This is a genomic window from Lelliottia nimipressuralis, from assembly GCF_041464075.1.
GTDB lineage: Bacteria > Pseudomonadota > Gammaproteobacteria > Enterobacterales > Enterobacteriaceae > Enterobacter > Enterobacter nimipressuralis.
The window spans coordinates 1,939,668-1,957,476 of sequence record NZ_CP167172.1; the positions used below are offsets into that span (position 1 = coordinate 1,939,668).

Annotated in this window: 18 protein-coding genes; 10 read left to right on the top strand and 8 right to left on the bottom strand. The window is 58.4% G+C overall.

What is annotated here, in order from left to right; all coding sequences use genetic code 11:
• Positions 1-207: 207 nt before the first annotated feature.
• The 4 genes from ACB496_RS09085 (at position 208) to ACB496_RS09100 (ending at position 3,003) form a co-directional block, all read left to right on the top strand.
• Positions 208-372 (top strand): hypothetical protein, encoded by a 165-nt coding sequence (locus ACB496_RS09085; protein ID WP_164971748.1) that lies wholly within the window; start codon positions 208-210, stop codon positions 370-372.
• A gap of 130 nt (positions 373-502) precedes the next feature.
• Positions 503-1,831, top strand: coding sequence for a sensor histidine kinase (locus tag ACB496_RS09090; protein WP_371975011.1), 1,329 nt, complete (start codon positions 503-505; stop codon positions 1,829-1,831).
• On the top strand, positions 1,824-2,435 hold the full coding sequence (locus ACB496_RS09095) for a response regulator transcription factor (protein WP_371975012.1): 612 nt from the start codon (positions 1,824-1,826) through the stop codon (positions 2,433-2,435). Before ACB496_RS09090 ends, ACB496_RS09095 begins: the two co-directional genes overlap by 8 nt.
• A gap of 88 nt (positions 2,436-2,523) precedes the next feature.
• A complete protein-coding gene (locus ACB496_RS09100) occupies positions 2,524-3,003 on the top strand; it encodes a heme-binding protein (protein ID WP_194514014.1) in 480 nt (159 codons plus the stop codon).
• 66 nt (positions 3,004-3,069) lie between these two features.
• On the opposite strand, the gene ACB496_RS09105 is transcribed toward ACB496_RS09100, so the two are convergent.
• Entirely contained in the window at positions 3,070-3,210 is a 141-nt protein-coding gene (locus tag ACB496_RS09105; RefSeq protein ID WP_095281773.1) for a hypothetical protein, read from the bottom strand.
• Between the two features lie 126 nt (positions 3,211-3,336).
• Between ACB496_RS09105 and ACB496_RS09110 the strand changes: the two genes are divergently transcribed.
• A complete protein-coding gene (locus ACB496_RS09110; RefSeq protein ID WP_371975013.1) occupies positions 3,337-4,128 on the top strand; it encodes an MBL fold metallo-hydrolase in 792 nt (263 codons plus the stop codon).
• A 72-nt stretch (positions 4,129-4,200) separates the two neighbouring features.
• Complete coding sequence (locus tag ACB496_RS09115; RefSeq protein ID WP_100780429.1) at positions 4,201-4,836, top strand: carbonic anhydrase; 636 nt, start codon at positions 4,201-4,203, stop codon at positions 4,834-4,836.
• A gap of 39 nt (positions 4,837-4,875) precedes the next feature.
• On the opposite strand, the gene ACB496_RS09120 is transcribed toward ACB496_RS09115, so the two are convergent.
• The 6 genes from ACB496_RS09120 to ACB496_RS09145 all read right to left on the bottom strand — a co-directional run bounded on the left by ACB496_RS09120 (position 4,876) and on the right by ACB496_RS09145 (position 10,983).
• Positions 4,876-6,045, bottom strand: coding sequence for a cupin (locus ACB496_RS09120; protein WP_371975014.1), 1,170 nt, complete (start codon positions 6,043-6,045; stop codon positions 4,876-4,878).
• 12 nt (positions 6,046-6,057) lie between these two features.
• Positions 6,058-6,849, bottom strand: a complete 792-nt coding sequence (locus tag ACB496_RS09125) for an HpcH/HpaI aldolase/citrate lyase family protein (RefSeq protein ID WP_123428973.1) — start codon at positions 6,847-6,849, stop codon at positions 6,058-6,060.
• Positions 6,836-7,573 (bottom strand): alpha/beta fold hydrolase, encoded by a 738-nt coding sequence (locus tag ACB496_RS09130; protein WP_371975015.1) that lies wholly within the window; start codon positions 7,571-7,573, stop codon positions 6,836-6,838. The genes ACB496_RS09125 and ACB496_RS09130 overlap by 14 nt, the downstream gene beginning before the upstream one ends.
• 8 nt (positions 7,574-7,581) lie before the next feature.
• Positions 7,582-8,346 carry an SDR family NAD(P)-dependent oxidoreductase gene (locus ACB496_RS09135; RefSeq protein ID WP_371975016.1) on the bottom strand — a complete coding sequence of 255 codons (765 nt, stop codon included), beginning with the start codon at positions 8,344-8,346 and terminating at the stop codon, positions 7,582-7,584.
• 2 nt (positions 8,347-8,348) lie between these two features.
• Positions 8,349-9,671 carry a histidinol dehydrogenase gene (gene hisD, locus ACB496_RS09140; protein WP_371975017.1) on the bottom strand — a complete coding sequence of 441 codons (1,323 nt, stop codon included), beginning with the start codon at positions 9,669-9,671 and terminating at the stop codon, positions 8,349-8,351.
• Between the two features lie 76 nt (positions 9,672-9,747).
• On the bottom strand, positions 9,748-10,983 hold the full coding sequence (locus ACB496_RS09145; RefSeq protein WP_371975018.1) for an MFS transporter: 1,236 nt from the start codon (positions 10,981-10,983) through the stop codon (positions 9,748-9,750).
• A gap of 341 nt (positions 10,984-11,324) precedes the next feature.
• Here ACB496_RS09145 and ACB496_RS09150 point away from each other — a divergent pair, with 341 nt between their 5' ends.
• The 4 genes from ACB496_RS09150 (at position 11,325) to hisD (ACB496_RS09165) (ending at position 15,968) form a co-directional block, all read left to right on the top strand.
• Positions 11,325-12,395, top strand: a complete 1,071-nt coding sequence (locus ACB496_RS09150; protein WP_107703704.1) for a LacI family DNA-binding transcriptional regulator — start codon at positions 11,325-11,327, stop codon at positions 12,393-12,395.
• A complete protein-coding gene (locus tag ACB496_RS09155) occupies positions 12,392-13,363 on the top strand; it encodes a nuclear transport factor 2 family protein (RefSeq protein WP_100780421.1) in 972 nt (323 codons plus the stop codon). The genes ACB496_RS09150 and ACB496_RS09155 overlap by 4 nt, the downstream gene beginning before the upstream one ends.
• Positions 13,364-13,515: 152 nt before the next feature.
• Positions 13,516-14,658, top strand: coding sequence for an ester cyclase (locus tag ACB496_RS09160; RefSeq protein ID WP_102103554.1), 1,143 nt, complete (start codon positions 13,516-13,518; stop codon positions 14,656-14,658).
• Positions 14,658-15,968, top strand: coding sequence for a histidinol dehydrogenase (hisD, locus tag ACB496_RS09165; protein WP_371975019.1), 1,311 nt, complete (start codon positions 14,658-14,660; stop codon positions 15,966-15,968). Before ACB496_RS09160 ends, hisD (ACB496_RS09165) begins: the two co-directional genes overlap by 1 nt.
• Positions 15,969-16,000: 32 nt before the next feature.
• Here the strand turns inward: hisD (ACB496_RS09165) and ACB496_RS09170 are convergent, their stop codons facing one another.
• Complete coding sequence (locus tag ACB496_RS09170) at positions 16,001-17,611, bottom strand: FAD-NAD(P)-binding protein (RefSeq protein WP_371975020.1); 1,611 nt, start codon at positions 17,609-17,611, stop codon at positions 16,001-16,003.
• Between the last annotated feature and the right edge of the window lie 198 nt (positions 17,612-17,809).

The window sequence follows — 17,809 nt, forward strand, 5'->3', positions numbered from 1 at the left end:
GATACGCTCCCATAAGCGTTATCTATCGCCAAATAAGAAAATGTTCTTTGCTATATGCAAAAAGGTATTAGTGAACAGGGTGTTACGGGTAAGTGACGAGAGGCGATGTATTTGCGAATTCTGAAAATAGTCAGCTGATATTGGTATTTCCGTTAAGTCCAGTTTGGGGGTTAACTGAGTTCAGACGCCATCGAGAGGAGTGGGACCATGCAAAACTGGGTGAATACGTTACGGCGGTTTTTTGTCGCCAAATCAGAGACGGAGAACAGCGCGCAACGTGTTATTGAATCGGTACTGCCGATCGCCAGTCTGTACGGCGTCGACGTCGCCAACATCGACCCGGAGTGGTTCCATGACAAAACACCACGCTGAGCTGCGCCACACGCGCATGACCTACTGGAACGAGCTGTGCAGCCGATACCTGAACGTATCGGCTTTTTTTTGTTCTTAATCCGTCAACCTGCTAAGGTCTAAGGCAAAAATCACCTCGCCTGAAGACTGAATGAACAGCCAAAAATTGATCCGGCGTGCCCTGGTGGTGTGGATAATCGTCTGCCTGCTGAGCAGCGTCCTGCTGTATGCCGAACAGATCCGCCGCCAGTTCTGGGAGCGCGATCGTGAATTTACCGCGCTCTTTTCCGCCATCAGCGCGGTGCTGACGCAAAACGAATCTGTTTTGCCTCTGCTCAATGGCGATGAAGATCTGACGGCGCTGCGCAAAAAATTCCCCCACATTCTGGCCCTGGAAAAAACAGCGGGCCGTGCGCTGGATGCTGCTCGCGTTGAGCCGCTCCGTGACGACCAGTACTGGCTGTACAATCCGTGGCGGCAGATCCGGGTGCGGATCGATCTGCGTCCGCTGCTCGCCGCCACGCACCGTTTTTCCCATCTCACTATCAGCCTGTCAGCAGCCGATGCGCATCCCTCATCGACGGCGTTCTGGCACTGGCAGCGGGCATTCCCTCAGCATACGCAGCCCTTTACCCTGACGGCGGATGCTGAACCGCACTGGCTGCAAATCTCCTGGGCGCTGTTCCCGCTGCTGTTTGTCGGCTGGGCGGCCATCGTTGCAGCAGGGAGCGGTGTGCTCTGGCAACGCTTGCAGCGGCAAAACGCCGAGCAGCGAGCCTGGTATTATCAGCACGCGCGGCTGAATACGCTCGGCGAGATCACCGCCGGTATTGTGCATGAGATCAACCAGCCGCTGACGGCGGCGCAGACCTGGATTCAGGGGGCGCAGCGACAGTTGGCGCAGGAGAATCCGCAGGCGGTGGGCCATGCGCTCGGCGCGGCGCTGATTCAGACTCAGCGCATCGGCGAACTGCTGGCGCGCTTTCGTGAACATGTGGTGCAGGAAAAAGTCACGCTCAGCGATATCGATTTAGCCCAGTGCTGGCAGCATGTGGTGAATTTGCTGGAGCATGAGCGCAAATCGGAGCACATCACCGTCAGCCACGCTTTCCCGTCCGACGCCGCCACCGTGCTGGCCGACAGGCTGTGGCTGGAGCAGGTGTTACACAACCTGCTCAGTAATGCGATTCAGGCCCAGCAGGAGAACGCGCGCGGCTGGGTACATATCACCAGCCAGCGTAAAAACAGGGTCATCGAAATTATCATGACCGACGGCGGGCCGGGGTTCAGCCCGGAGGCGCTGGAGAAGGCGTTTATGCCGTTCTACAGCGGCAGAGAAAAGGGGATTGGTCTCGGGATGACGCTCACGGAATCGCTAATGATGCGCATGAATGGCACGATCGCGCTCGCTAACACACCAGAGGGCGGGGCGCAGATCGTGTTGCAACTGGAACCGGGTAACGGAGCCGCACATGGGTAATGTGGTCTATTTGATTGATGATGACGCCGCCATCAGAGAGTCAATGGCCTTTCTTCTCTCGGGCATGCACTGGGAGGTGAAAACCTTTGCCAGCATCGAGGCGTTTACCGAAAGGTATAGCAACGACCAGGCGCTCGCGGGCTGTCTGCTGCTGGATATGCGCATGCCGGGCAAAGGTGGGCTGACCTGGCTTGAAGAGGGGGCGTGGCCGTGGCCGCTGCTGCCGGTGATCGTCATGACCGGGCACGGCACCGTTGATGCCTGCCGTCGGGCGTTTCATCAAGGGGTTTTCGAGTTTTTCACCAAGCCGCTCGATGCCGATAAGCTTATCGAAACCCTCGCTCGCGCATTTGAGGAGAGCCAGCGCCGCACGACCCACTGGCAGGAGGTAAAGCGGGTGAAAGCGCTCTTTGAACAATTGACGGCGCGGGAGCACGAAGTGCTTTGCGAACTGATGGAGGGGCGCAGCAATAAAGAGGTGGCGGCGCGCCTGAATTTATCGCCCAGAACCGTTGAAGCGCACCGCGCGGCCCTGTTTGCCAAGCTCGGCGTGAGCAGCCTGGTGCAGGCCATCCGCGAGTACGACAAATTGCAATCCGTATAACTACCAGGTGGGCTGCGTAATCAACCGAATACCGCTTAACCGTTCATCCCGATAGCATCGCTGTGTCTCCCACATTCGAGGAATTGCGATGAAAACGTTAATGACGGTAGCCGCGCTGGTGGCAGGAATGATTTCGGTATCCGCGCAGGCAGAAACCCTGACGCAGAAAAATATCTCCCTGACCCAGGCGAATGCCCTGGCGAGCGCGGCGATTCAGGCCTGTAGCGCCAAAAATTACCAGGTCAGCGTGACGGTAGTGGATCGTGCGGGCGTGGTGAAAGCCGTGCAGCGCACCGATAACGCCGGTCCGCATACGGTAAAAGCCAGTGAGATGAAGGCGTTTACCGCGCTCAGCACCAAAAATGCCTCCGGCAAAGTGATGGAAGCCGCACAAAGCAACGCGGGCGCGCAGAATATGCGTGACGTTCCAGGCTTCTTGCTGCTGGCAGGTGGTTTGCCGGTGAAAGAGGGCGACGAGGTAATTGGTGCAATCGGTATCGGCGGTGCGCCGGGCGGTCAGTTAGATGAAGCCTGTGCACAGCAGGCGCTGGACAGTGTGAAAAAGTAACAAACGCTCTACGGTGTAGACGTTAAAAAAGCCGGGTAGGGCGAAGCCGCCACCCGGCCTTGACTGTCAGATCTTGCAGGCATCGCCGCAATCATCGTCGGCAACAACCGCCTGCGCTTTCTTGTCTGCATCTTCCAGACGTTCCGCGTTGCGCTCTTGCGCCTCTTCCAGACCGTTAAACACCAGATTATCGAGATCAATTTCCATTATTTACCTGCTGAGTTCAGTTTTGCTGTTGGCAGAGTATAGGATAAAAAAGTCGGTGAAAGTACCTCACCGCACGTAACGCCAATCCCTGCCATACTCTTTCTCTGACGGCTGAGAGGAGGGAAAATGATCACACTGTGCAAAACCTGCGGGACATCCTATGACACCACCACGGGCGCCGTGGAACGCTGTGCGATTTGCGAAGATGAGCGCCAGTATGTTCCCGTTGGCGGGCAACAGTGGGTGGATTTTGACACCGTTGTCGCCAGCCACACCAACAAATGGCAGCAGCTTGAGCCAGGCCTGCTAAGCCTTAAAACCGTACCCAAATTTGCCATCAACCAGCGCGCGATCCTGCTGACCACACCGCACGGCAATATCCTATGGGATTGCATCGCCACGCTGGACCCTGCCACCCGCGCGCTGATTAACGCGTTGGGCGGGCTGCACGCCATTGCGATCTCCCATCCCCATTACTACACCACCATGCAGGACTGGGCGGCGGCGTTTGACGCGCCGGTCTATCTCCATGCCAGCGACCGGGAGTGGGTGATGCGCGACAGCCCGGCGCTGCGCTTCTGGGAGGGGGAAACTCAGGATCTGCTACCCGGTATCCGGCTGCTGCGTCTGGGCGGACATTTTGCGGGCGGAACGGTGTTGCACTGGGATAGCGGTAGCGGCGTCCTGCTTGCCGGGGATATTTTGCAGGTGACGCCCGGCGCGGACCGGGTGTCGTTTATGTGGAGTTACCCGAATATGCTTCCTCTGCCGGGGGCGGCGGTCAGTGCGATAACCGACCGACTGCGGGAGGTCCCGTTCCAGCGGCTGTACGGCGCCTTTGAAGGACAAAACATCACCGAAAACGCACACGACATCGTCATGCAATCAGGGCAGAAATATATTTCTTGTATGAAGTAAAGCGCGGTGGGTAAACTTCACAAGCGTGATCGCGATCATGCCTAAACTAAAACAGATAAAAGAGACATTGCTATGCAACATATCATTGAAGGTTTTCTCAGCTTTCAAAAAGAGATTTTCCCGCAACGTAAAGAACTCTTCCGCAGTTTAGCGTCCAGCCAGAATCCCAAAGCGCTTTTTATCTCCTGCTCAGACAGCCGTCTGGTCCCCGAACTGGTGACGCAGCAGGAACCTGGACAGCTCTTTGTCATTCGAAATGCTGGCAACATTGTGCCGCCGTTTGGCCCAGAGCCAGGCGGTGTCTCTGCGACGATTGAGTATGCGGTGGTGGCGCTGGGCGTGACCGATATTGTGATTTGCGGCCACTCCAACTGCGGTGCGATGAAGGCGATTGCCGACAATGCGAATCTGGACCCGATGCCTGCGGTATCCCACTGGCTGCGCTATTCCGATGCGGCCAAAGCCGTGGTGGAAAAGAAAACCTGGGCCACCCCGACTGATAAAGTGAATGGCATGGTGCAGGAGAACGTGTTTGCCCAGCTGAGCAACATCAAAACCCATCCATCGGTGGCAGTGGGGCTGCGCAATAACGCCATCCGCCTGCACGGCTGGGTGTATGACATCGAAAGCGGCGAGATCCTCGCGCTGGATAAAGAGAGCAAAACCTTTATCTCCCTGTCTGACAATCCTCAGGTCTACTTCGAATAACGCTTTTCAGGGCGGGACAGACCCGCCCTATATCGTCGGTTAGCCCGGCAACACTTCCAGCTTTACACCCGCCTTACGCGCCGTCACTGGCAGCAAATCGACTGCCGCCACATATCCGTCCGGATCGAGACAGCGGTTATAGCCTTTGGCTTGCGCCAGAATCTCGTTATCCCAGTAGATGCGTTTACGCTGATCGCCCTGAGTGGTCAGAATGCACTCCACGTCACCTCCGATGGCACAATACTGACGCCAGCTGTTGGCCGGAACGGAAATCACCGAGCGCTCCGGGGCGATCACGCTCACCTCTTCGCCCGCCTGATTCCACGTCACCTTCAGCGACCCTTTGAACACCATAATCACCTGCACGTCCGGACAGAGATGACGCCCGACCACATGCTCAGCGGCGAGGCGCAGCCATTCGACGGAAAACCCGTGCGGATTCACAATCGCCGGTGCTGAGAGGCGGTCCTGCGACATACCAAAACCAATCACCGGCGCGATCTCCCCGCCGTGGCCCGGCAGAACTGAATCCAGCAGGCCGTCCGCTGACCAGCGGCGATCGTCGCCGGTGACGGCACGCTGACGCATCTCTTCGACAGAATAGTGGCGCAGGGCGGCGATCTCTTCCGGCGGCAACGGCGTTAACAGCTGTGAGGCATCCGGCAGCGTATCGCCCGCGTTCACGTCGATCAGCATATTGTCTTTGCTCAAATACAGCCCGTATTCGCTGGCCGCCGCCAGAATGGACGGATGCCAGATGATCCCCCCGGTGTTATTCCCGCCAAGCACCGTGTAGACCATGCCGCAGGTCTCTTGCGGGCTAACGTTGGTAAAGCCACGGAAAATCCACGTCGGAATCGACAGAATGGCCGGCGCGCTGAACTCGGCTTCGTTTTCGCCGTTCGCCCCCCAGCGAAAACGCCAGGTGCCTTCATGAATCAAAAACACCTCAGCGGTGAAGTGCAGATGCAGGTTATTGGTCACCCCTTTCGGCATCGCCGCTGCGCCGATATTAAAGCCGTGCGGTTCCGGAATATTGACCACCTGCGCCGATGACTGGGTGACACCCGGCCCGATAAAGGAGTAGTTCTGCTTCAGGTGCGAGCCGGGCAGTTTGCAGTCGATAAACGCCAGATTGCAGGACACCATCTCATCGGGCGTGATGACGCGGCTTTTGGCCTGCGCCGGGGTGATATGTTGTGCTTTCATGTTTTTCTCCTGTTAGTAACCGGATGCGCCCGTGGTGGGAGCGGAGGCACCGCGCGCCAGGGCGATAGCTTCCCGCGCGGCGCGGCCAAGCTGCATCACGTCGTTGGCGGGGGTGACAAACTGAAAACCCTGGTCGATACGCAGGCGTGCGGCGTCGCCGGAGGTGCAAAAAATCCCGGCCAGTTTTTGCTGCTGGCGACAGCGGCTGACCACCCGTTCGACGGCGGCGAGCATCTCAGGGTGCTGGGATTCCGCGCTGGCGCTGCCGGTGAGGGTTAACGACAGATCGTTCGGGCCGATAAACACGCCGTCCAGCCCGTCGGTTGCCAGAATGGCGTCGAGATTCGCCAGCCCTTCGCGGGTTTCAATCATTGCCAGCGTCAGGATCTCCTGGCAGGCGTGCTGCGGATAATCTGCTCCGCCGTACAGCAGCCCGCGCGCCGGACCAAACGAACGCACGCCAAACGGCGGATAGCGGCAGGCGGCGACGAAGCGCGCGGCCTGTTCGGCGGTGGAAATCATCGGGCAGATAATGCCGTAGGCCCCGGCGTCGAGCATGCGCATGATCTGTGCCGGATCGTTATGCTGGACGCGTACCAACGGCACCGCGGGCGTGGCTGACAGGGCCTGAAGCATCGTCAGGGCGCTGGCGAAATCGATCATTCCGTGCTGCAAATCGACCGTCACCGCGTCGTAGCCCTGATGACCGACGATCTCCGCGCTGTAGCTGGAAGGTATCGCCAGCCAGCCGTTGATGATGGGGGACTGTTCCTGAATCAATTGTTTGAGTTTATTGCGTCGCATGTAGGGACTCCTGAATCCACTGGCGCAGCGGCGTGGCGACCTCATCGGGTGCTTCGAGCACCACGAAATGCCCGGCTGTTGGGACCGTTATGTGCCGGGCGCGGGGCGCACTTGCCGAGGCCAGTCGGTGATGGTGGGGCGTGCAGATGGGATCGTGCGCGCCGTTAATGATAAGAATGGGGCAGGAGAGCGCGCTCAGGGCCTGGCGGTTATCCCGCCGGGAGAGGGCGATCTCCGTCTGGCTGGCAAAGGTGTCGTGGCCGCTCTCCTGCGCCATCTGGCAGACAAGCGCGTGGAGTGGCGCGTCAGCGCGCCGCCCGGGGGCGACATACTTTTGCCACAGGGTGTCAGACAGCCAGTTCGCCAGCCCTTGCTCACGCGCAGCGCGAACGGCCTCGAGTCGGGCGGCGAGATTTTCCGGCGCATCGGCAAGGGGATTCACCGACATGAGCGCAAGCCCGGCCAGCCGCTCCGGGGCATCGGCCGCTATTTGTAGCGCCACGATAGCCCCAAGGGAAAACCCGGCCAGCAGAAAGCGCGGCGGCAGGTTTTGCAGCAGGCGCTGCGCGGCCTGCGGTGCGGAATCCGCCCCGGTAAGGCTCACGCACATCACGGAAGTGAGCGCCAGGCGCTCTATCAGCGGCTGCCACAGACGCGCCGTGCAGAGCGTTCCGCCGATCAACACCAGCGGGAGCGCGGTGTTATCACACACTGTTTTATCCATTTGGCCTCTCATGTGGCAGTCCAGCCGCCGTCGACCAGCAGCGCAGTGCCGGTGATCATCGCCGCCGCATCTGAGGCCAAAAACACCACCGGTCCCATCACATCCTCGACGCGTCCAAGACGCCGCAGCTTGATGTTCTCCAGCACATAGCGGCGAAAATCCGGGTCGTCGAGGGACTGGCGCGACAGCTCGGTTTCGATAAAGGTCGGGCACAGGGTATTGACCCGGATACCCGCGCCACCCAGCTCCAGTGCCATGGTTTTGCTTAGCCCCTCGAGTGCAAATTTTGACGCGCAGTAGACGCTGCGATTCGGGCCGCCGACATGGCCCATCTGCGAGGAGATATGGATGATGGAACCTGTCATGTTGTGCTCCCGCATCCGCTGCGCCACCCGCTGGCTGAGGAAAAACGTGGCGCGCAGGTTCAGGGTCATCACCGCGTCGAAATGGGTTTCGCTGACGGCGAGGAAAGGCTCGTGGCGAGCCAGCCCGGCGCTGTTGACCAGAATGTCGAAGGCGGGCAGCTCTGCGAGCGCCGCATCGACGCGCGAGATATCGGTGATATCCAGCGCCAGCGAATGCAGCGTCAGCCCGCCTTCAGCCGCAAGCGCGGCGGCGTGCTCCAGCGTGTGTCGATCGCGGGCGGCAATCCACACCTCTGCACCCGCCTGGGCGAGCGCCACGGCGCAGGCGAAGCCCAGCCCCCTGGAGCCGCCCGTGACCAGCGCCCGTTTTCCCGTAAGATGAAAAGAGGGAGTCTGGGGAAGAGTCATGATTACACCTTTTCCCGAACCGGCGCAGGCGTGGCGTAAGGCACGTCCGTATTCCCGTAGCGGCGAACGCGAATGTTGGCCTGCTCCGCGTGCCCGGCAAAACCTTCCAGCAGCGACAGACGCGAGCAGTAGCTGCCGATTTCGGCGGTGGCTTCGTCACTGAGGACTTTTTGCCAGGTGCAGGTTTTCATGAACTTGCCGACCCACAAGCCGCCCGTGTAGCGCGCTGCCTTTTGCGTCGGCAGGGTGTGGTTGGTGCCGATGACCTTGTCGCCATAGGCCACGTTGGTGCGCGGGCCGAGGAACAGAGCACCGAAGTTGGTTAGATTATTGAGGAACCAGTCGTCGCGATCCGTCATCACCTGCACGTGCTCGGAGGCGATACGATCCGCTTCGGCGAGCATCTCGTCGTAGCTGTCGCAGACGATGATTTCACCGTAATCCTGCCAGGACTGACGGGCGACGTCGGCAGTCGGGAGTTTTGCCAGCAGGCGCTCGATCTCCTTCAGCGTCTCTTTTGCCAGCGTCAGCGAATTGGTCAGCAGAATTGCCGGTGTCGTAACGCCGTGCTCCGCCTGGCCCAGCAGGTCGGTGGCGCACATTTCTGCATCGACAGTGTCGTCGGCGATCACCAGGGTTTCCGTCGGACCGGCGAACAGATCGATCCCTACGCGGCCAAACAGCTGGCGCTTAGCTTCGGCGACGAAGGCGTTGCCCGGCCCAACCAGCATATCAACCGGTGCGAGGGTGTCGGTGCCGAGCGCCATCGCGCCAATCGCCTGAATGCCGCCGAGGGCGAAGATCTCCGTTGCACCTGCCATTTTCTGCGCCGCGACAATCGCTGGCGCAGGTTCACCGCCAAACGGCGGGGCACAGCTGATAATGCGCGAGCAGCCCGCGACGTTGGCGGTGATAATCGACATATGCGCCGATGCCAGCAGCGGATATTTACCGCCCGGGACATAACAGCCGACGGCGTTAATCGGAATATTTTTATGGCCGAGAATAACGCCGGGGCGCGTTTCGATCTCCAGATCGCGCAGACACTCTTTTTGTGCGCGGGCAAAATTAAACACCTGCTGCTGGGCGAATTCGATATCGTGAATATCCTGGCGGCTGAGTTTTTTCATGCAGCTATTAATTTCTGCGACCGTCAGGCGATAATCCTGACGGTCGTAGTTATCGAATTTTATCGATAATTCACGGATCGCTTTATTCCCGCGTTTTTCAATATCCGCCAGAATCAGCTCAACGATTTCACGTATTTGTCGCTGCGCTTCCTGACGTTCCTGCACCGGTTTACTGGATTTAAGTTGATAAGCCACAATGTTCTCCTTTAATACTCGAAATGACAGATGCCCTCCCGGCGAACCGGGATAGTTATTACATAATGAGCGGGAATTACTCTCGCGCGGAGGCGAGGGAACGGTTGGTGGATAATTCCACCGGCTGACGGGTTTTGCGGGAATAGACCCAGCGCACCGAAAGCGGGGTGGCGATGGCGGCAATAATCGAAAGCCCGGCAATAAACAGATACCCGGACGAGAGATTAATGTGTTGCATCATGACGCCCATGATTACCGGCCCGGCAAACATGCCGCAGGAGTAAATAGTCTGGAATAACCCCATGCGGGTGGACTGCTCATCGGAAGTCGTGTTGACTACGCTCAGGGACATGAACGCCGCGAACGCCATGCCGAACGAGAAACCGCCCAGCGCCTGGAGAAGATAAATCAGGTACAGATTGCTGGTAAACGGAATGCCAAACGACGAAATCACCTGGAGCAAAATCCCCAGCACCGCGGTTTTGACCAGCCCCAGTCGCTGATAAAACACCGAGCTGCACAGGGCAATCGCCAGGGCGTAGAAGATCAGATGGATGTTACTCAACAGCGTCAGAATTCCGGCGCGGGCGCCGAGCTGTTCTGCGTAGATGGGGGTAAGGGTGTCGCGGGTGGCAAAAGGAACCAGAATCACGATGGTTGCCAGAATACCGATCAGCCAGACGGAGCGGTCAGCGAGCTGAAGTTTTGCCCCGGCGATACAGGCTTTCAGTGACGGCGCCTGCACCGGATCGTGGACGTCCCGAATGCGGGTGGTCAGGAACAGGGCGAGAAGAGCAGACACACAGGAGACGAAAAATGCGATGTTGTTCGCAAAATAGTGAATCAGCACGCCGCCGATGCAGTTGCCGAGAAAGACGCCGATGGGGCCAGCCAGTGCCAGCAGGGCGACAGCCGCCGGGGCTTCTTTGCGATCAAAGTAGCGAATAAACAGAATGTTATACAGCACCCAGGTGGCGGCGGTTACGCCATCGGCGGCTTTCGCCAGATACAGGGTAATGGCATTCGGCTCAAGCCAGGCAATCGGCCAGGCGATGATTGGCAGCACCAGCGCTATCTGGATAAAGATTTTGCGGCTCTTCACCACGTCAGAGATGATCCCCAGCGGGAAACGAATCATCAGCGTCGCCAGACCGCTGGCGCCCATGATGATGCCCATCACCTGCGGTTCGATGCCCTGATTGATCATCATGGGGGCCAGAAACGCATCGATGCTGTGAATACAGATATAAAACAACACGCTAATGATAAAAAACAGCCGGGCTTCCGGTCGGCGCAACAGTGCTCGAAACATGGTTGTGAACCTCTTAAAAATTAATGGGTTATAACCAATCAAGTACAACGTTTACCGGCTCAGTCCCTCTGATGACATCCCAATTTGCCCGGTACAATTGACGGCATGCATACGTATTCAAAAATTGAAGTTACGGAAAGGTTTCAATTTTGTAAAGGTTCAATATCACCATTGTGAAAAAAATAATTTAGGCTGTTGCATACGCATGCAAAAGTGGTGTAAGACTAAAAAGCACTCACTTCCTGAGGCGCTTTTAACGGGGTGGTTGACGAAGATGGTATGTTATCTCTTTGAAACACATGGCCTGAATGTGGAAGTGACAGGATAAGGAACCCAGGGTAATGAAGCGTAAGACGTTTGCGGCGGTGACCAGCCAGCAGGTGGCACAGCTGGCAGGGGTGTCGCAGTCAGCGGTATCCCGCACCTTTACGCCGGGGGCGAGCATCTCGCCCGCCACGCGTGAAAAAGTGCTCAAGGCGGCGCGTGAGCTGGGCTATCGCCCGAATGCGATTGCCCGTTCGCTCAACACGGCCCGGTCGCGCATTATCGGCGTGGTGATCTCCTATTTTGATAACCAGTTTTATCCGCAGGTGCTGGAAGCGCTGGCGCAGAAGCTGGATACGCTTAACTACCACCTGCTGCTGTTTGTCGGCGACAGGGACGGCAACGTCGATCGCATTTTCGACCAGATCATGCAGTATCGCGTCGACGGAATTGTGCTGGCGTCGGTGACGCTGTCGCTGGATCTCTCTCAGGAGTGTCTGGCCGCCGGAATTCCGGTGGTGCTCTTCAATCGCAGCGAAGAGAGCGGAATGGCATCGAGCGTCAACAGCAACAACGAAGCCGCCGCGCGGCAGATTGCTGAATTCTTGCTCGCCGGAGAGCACAAGCGCTTCGCCTACGTGGGCGGCGTCGCAGATTCGTCGGTGAATATCGCCCGCCAGCGGGGGTATCTCGACACCCTCGCGGAGCACGGTGTCACAGACGTAGAGGTGGTGAACGGTAACTATGACGCGCAGCAAACCACCCGCGCGGCATATTCGCTTTTCACTAAGACGCCTGCACCAGACGCCATTTTTGTCGCCAACGATCATATGGCGGTGATGGTGATGGACGTGGCGCGCTACGAGTTTGGCCTGCGGGTGCCGGAGGATGTGTCGATTATTGGCTACGACGATATCGGGCCGTCCGGCTGGCCGTCCTACGCCTTAACCTCGGCCTCGCAGCCGGTGGAGGCGATGGTGACAGCGACGGTGGAATTACTGATGAAGCAGATCGACAGCGGCAACATCGAGCCTGAACAAATTACGCTGCCCGGTATGCTGGTGGTTCGCCATTCGGCGCGTCGCCCGCGCACGGGAGTCATCGAAAAAGACGGTTTATCTCTGTTCCAGCCTCAGGAGGTCAAATGAGCAGATTGCCGGGCTTCAGCCCCCAGTTCGACTCTATTCAGCAATTTATTCTGACGCTGACCCACGTGGTCTGGGAGCAAAAGGATATCGGTCAGTTGGCGGATTTCTACGCCACGCCGGTGGTGTTTATTACGCCGGAAAAACAGCTTAACGAACTGTCGCAATTTATGCGCCTGACCCTGGAGGCGATGCACAGCTTCCCGCAACGCTCCGTGCTGACGGAAGATATCCTGTGCAGCCACACGCCGGGCGAGGAGTATTATGCGGCGCAGCGCACGGTGGCGTCGATTCGCCATCAGGGGGAGGGATTTTTCGGTGCGCCGACCGGGAAAAATGTGTGGGTGCGCACCTGGGCAGACCGCATTTGCGCCGACGGCGCGGTGCGCCAGGAGTGGCTGCTCCAGGACCGGGCGGCGATTGTCTCTCAGCTGGGGCTGGATATTCGCGAGTTCGCCCGCAGCCTTTCTGCCACGCAGCAGCAGCTTGGTATTGAGCCGGAATCGGCCGAAACCCTCGACGCACGCTGGGCGGGTGGCCCGGAAGGTGATGATATCGACGGGCCGCTGGCGGGAGTGGTGGAACGCTATCTGACCATGTGGGCGGGCGGCAACGGCGGCACGGTGCCGGGGTTGTACCATCCTGCCGCGACGCTCTACGGGCCGGGGCACTGCATGGCCACGGGCGAGCAGGAGATCGGCGCCTGGCTGTCGGGCTATCGCGCGTCGTTTGCGGACAGCGAAACCCAGTTACACCACCTGATTGTGCGCAAAGATCCGAACGAGCCGGTGCGCATTTCCCTGCGCTGGTCTCTGCTGACCTGGCACGATGGTTACGGCAAATTTGGCGCGCCGACCCGTAAACCTATTTCAATTACCGGTATTACCCAGCTCGAATTACGTGACGGTTTAATTATTCGCGAATATTTGGGTATCGATGAATTAGCGATCTGGTCGCAGATTGTGAAATAAATCAGATTGTGAAATAAAAAAAGGGAGGTTCGCCTCCCGCTATTCTTCTTTCATTAACGCTGTCTACATCGCCGTATTAGGTTCTGCGGTTAATTTCTCCATCCATTCCGGGTGCGGGATCCTTTTGTCTGAAAAGAAATGCAGGAGGTCATATGTCTTCAACTGAAGCAACCAATAAAGCTCCAGCAGTACCCGAGAAAAATAATAGCAAACCCGCGCGAGACGAGCCGGTATTACAGGTCGAGCGTCGTGACTTTATTGATCTCGTTCCGGAAAAACGTCCGCGTGCCCAATCATTACGAGGCTTCGATGATTGTTATACGGATATTGTCGATTATATTGTCCGCTGTACCCATAAAATATGGGATGAGCGTGATGTCGGATTAATTTACACCCATTACACCCACAACTGCGTGTTATATAACGCGCTGGGAACCCTCTATAACCGCGAGCAGGTCGTGCAGGATACGCTCCAGCGCTTAATTGCGTTCCCGGAGCGTCGCGGCATGGCGACCCAGGTTATCTGGAACGGCAATGACGTGGACGGTTTCTATACCTCGCATCTGGTGACCGGCAGCGGGCGTCACACCCAGTACAGCCATCTGGGCAAACCGACCAATCGCACCTTTGTGAACCGTACCGTCGCCGACTGTATGATCCACGAAAACAAAATTTACCGTGAGTGGGTGGTGAGCGACAACATGTCGCTGATGAAGCAGCTTGGGCTGAACACCGATGAAATCGCCTTTAACATGGCGAAAGAGCAGTTCGATAAAGGTTTTCGCGTCACCGATATTGGCGAGAACGGCCGGATGCTCGGCCAGTATCCGCCGGATGTGGCCTGTGACGTCTCTATCGCCCACACGGACACCGAAGAGCAGCTCCTGCGCTGGCTGCATGAGATCTATAACCGCCGGATGCTGGGCAAAATCAAAGAGGTGTACGCCCCGACCGTGCAGTGGCACGGCCCGTTAATGAAAGAGCTGTACGGCACGGCGGCGGTGACGCACCAGACGCTGGCGCTGATCGGCATGATCCCTGATGGCGCATGGCTGCCGCAGCATATCTGCTCGAATCCATGCGATGAGGGCGGGGTGAAAGTGGCGGTGCGCTGGATTATCGAAGGCCACCACCTGGGCTACGGCGCGCTGGGCAAACCGACGGGCGAGCGTCTGTTCGTGATGGGCATGTCCCACTACCACATCGTCAACGGCAAAATCGTCGATGAGTGGGTGGTGTACGACCACCTGGCGCTGCTGGCTCAAATCAAACTCGGCCAGATGGAGGAGGCGTAATGTCTGCACAAGCGATTACGGAACAGGTGCGCTGGATCAAGCGGCCGCAGGGGCAGGATGCGCAGGCCGACCGTACATTAACGGATAAAGTCAGCGCCATCATCGAGCGCGTGAAAACGGAAGGCGATGCGGCGCTGCGGGCATTTTCGCAGCAGTTCGACAACGTGGTGCCAGAGCAGTTTGAAGTGACGGCGCAAGAGATTGAAACCGCGCTGAACGATCTGGATCCGCAGACGCGGCGCGACAGCGAATTCGCCATTGCGCAGGTCCGCCGTTTTGCCCAGGCGCAGCTGGCGACCATGCAGCCGCTCGAGGTAGAAACCCTACCGGGCGTGCATCTCGGACACCGCATTATTCCCGTGCAGACCGTCGGCTGCTACGTACCGGGGGGGCGCTATCCGATCCTTTCGGCGCCAGTGATGTCGATTGTTCCGGCAACCGTCGCGGGCTGCGAGCAGATTATTGCCTGTCTGCCGCCCGCCGCTCATCCGGCGATGATTGCTGTCTGCCATCTGGCGGGCGCACATCGGATCTTCAAAATCGGCGGGGCGCAGGCGATTGCGGCGATGGCCTGGGGAACCGACAGCGTTCCGGCGGTGGATAAAATCGTCGGGCCGGGCAACGCTTTTGTGAACGAAGCCAAGCGTCAGGTGTTTGGCAAAGTGGGGATTGATGCCCTGGCCGGGCCAAGCGAAATCTTCACCGTCGCCGACGACAGCGCCGATCCGCGTATTCTGGCGGCGGATCTGCTGGCGCAGGCTGAGCATGACGTCCATACCCGCGTCGGGCTGGCGACCACCAGTCGCGCCATTGCCGAAGGTACGCTGATGGAGATCGAACGTCAGCTGACCACGCTGCCGACGGCGGCCACGGCGGGTGAAGCCTGGCGTCGTCAGGGCGAAATCGTGCTGTGTGACACCGAGGAGCAACTGATCGCGTTTGCCGATTTTATGGCGACGGAGCATCTGCAGGTGCACACCCGCGATCCGCACGGCACGGCGGCGAAGATCCACAACTACGGTTCGCTGTTTATCGGCCAGAACGCCAGCGTGGTGTTTTCGGACAAATGCTGTGGGACCAACCACACCTTGCCGACGATGGCGGCGGCGCGCTACACCGGCGGGCTGTGGGTGGGCGCCTATGTGAAAATCTGTACCCATCAGTGGATTGATGACAAAGGCATTGCGGCAATTGCGGAACCGGCGATACGCCAGAGCCGCACGGAAGGGATGCAGGGGCACCGGCGCGCGGCGGAGATTCGTCTGCGGCCTGAGGCGATTGACGCAATCACGTCGGGCACGCGCGATTAAATCAGCAGCCTGGCCTGGCCCTCCGCCAGTCCTTACTCCTCGCTGAATGGCAGGCGACGACGCGCGCGCGATGCGCGTTGGGTGATCGCTTTCGCCATCGACTCGCCAATCTCCGCACACACGGTCAGCCCCTGAACAAAGGGCTGATCGTGCATCAGATATGGCAGAGCACCAAAGGCGATGCGCCCGCGCACGCTGTCGGGTGCCAGCAGGGTATAATCCTCACCGACGTCCGGGATCTCATCGCCGTTTTCCTGTAACTGCTGGCGCAGCGTCGGGAACGGCAGATCTTTGGTCTTCAGCGGTTTTTGCCCGCGGGCATCAATAAAGAGATCGAATTCATTACGCTCTCCCTTCGCCATAATGATCGTCCTGTCGTCCTGCACATCCCTTTTATAATCTGCGCCCAGCGCCAGCACGCTGATAATGCCGGCCTCGCGCAGCGCCAGCAGCCGACGAATCGACTGGGAGGGAATGGCCGCATAGTTGTCGATAAAAATGCGCGACAGCCCGGCGTCAAAACGCTTGCGGTCTTTATCCGTCAGATGCGGGACGATCTCCTGCACCACTTCATGCATCCGCAAAATGGTGTAGCGCCAGGGCACCGTGCGTTTATCACGTTTGTTGCGCTCAACCTCATCGAGGTTGGATTGCGCCCAGCTGAAGGGATCGTGTTTGTGGCGCTCGGCAAAATAGGCGTCGTGGAAGGTATCGACGTTCAGCGCTTCAAGGCCAATGGCGTGGCTCCACTGCGGATCGGCCAGCTCAAGTTCCTGCGTCATCAGAGTGAACACGCGATCGAGCAGCCCCTCAGATCCTGCGGCGATCGCTTTTTCGATGGCCTGTTCCGTGACGAGGGTGAGCGGTTCGTAGGGGAGAGGGCAGTAAAAATCGGCTTCTGGCAGAATGCCCGAGCGCGACATCAGCACGATGTCGAGCGCGTCGCTCCCTTCGTCGAGCCTGAATTCCACGGGCTGATTTTCCGGCTCGATAAATTCACCGTGCTGAATGGCGACCGCCATCGCCGCATCTAATCCGCTGAGGGAGGTGCCCATAATGCCAACGCGACAGGCGCGAATAGTGGCTTCCATCAATCCCGACCAGGGGCTGGGGAAGAACGAGCGCGTTGATTCCTCTTCGTCCGGCCAGACGTGACCGGTGGCGATCACCGCCAGATCGTAGGTCGCGGGTTCTGCCCGGTTCTCCGCCCAGACGTTGACGCCCTGAGGCGTCACCTCCAGGTCCGTCACCTGGCAGGACTCCTGCACCTTGACAGTGAACCCGCGCTGTTTCGCCTGTGCGATCAACTGTAAAAACTGGTCGCGATAATACTCGCCCAACAAAATGCGTGGCAGGAACTGACGGTCATGAAGGGAGGATTTCTGCACACCGTAGCGTGCCAGGTGTTCGCTGCTCTGGGTAAGCAGCCAGTCGAGGTAGGTCGAAAAGAGCGGGGGGATTTCGATGCTGGCGATGTTAGCGAGCATCATCCGCGAGTTGTCTTCATCGCTGTACGGCATGCCAACTCCGGCCTCGTCGCCCTGCTCATAAATATCCACGGCCAGTGGCGTCTGATTTTTCAGCAGAGAGAAAAGGGTATAAATGCCGGTGGGGCCGGCACCGATAATCGCAATCTGTTTCATCCATTCTCACCCGTTATTATTGTTTGATTCCTGGAGGGCAACCGGGCACCGACTTCGCCGGGCGTTAACGCCTTTTGCCCGTCTGCCCTCGTCCATTTCTGAGTCATCACCGCTTTTAGTGCCGGATTTCCCTTACATCAAACAGTATATACGCTGTCACTATTTCTATAGCAGAAGCGGGAGCGTCATCAGAAAGCG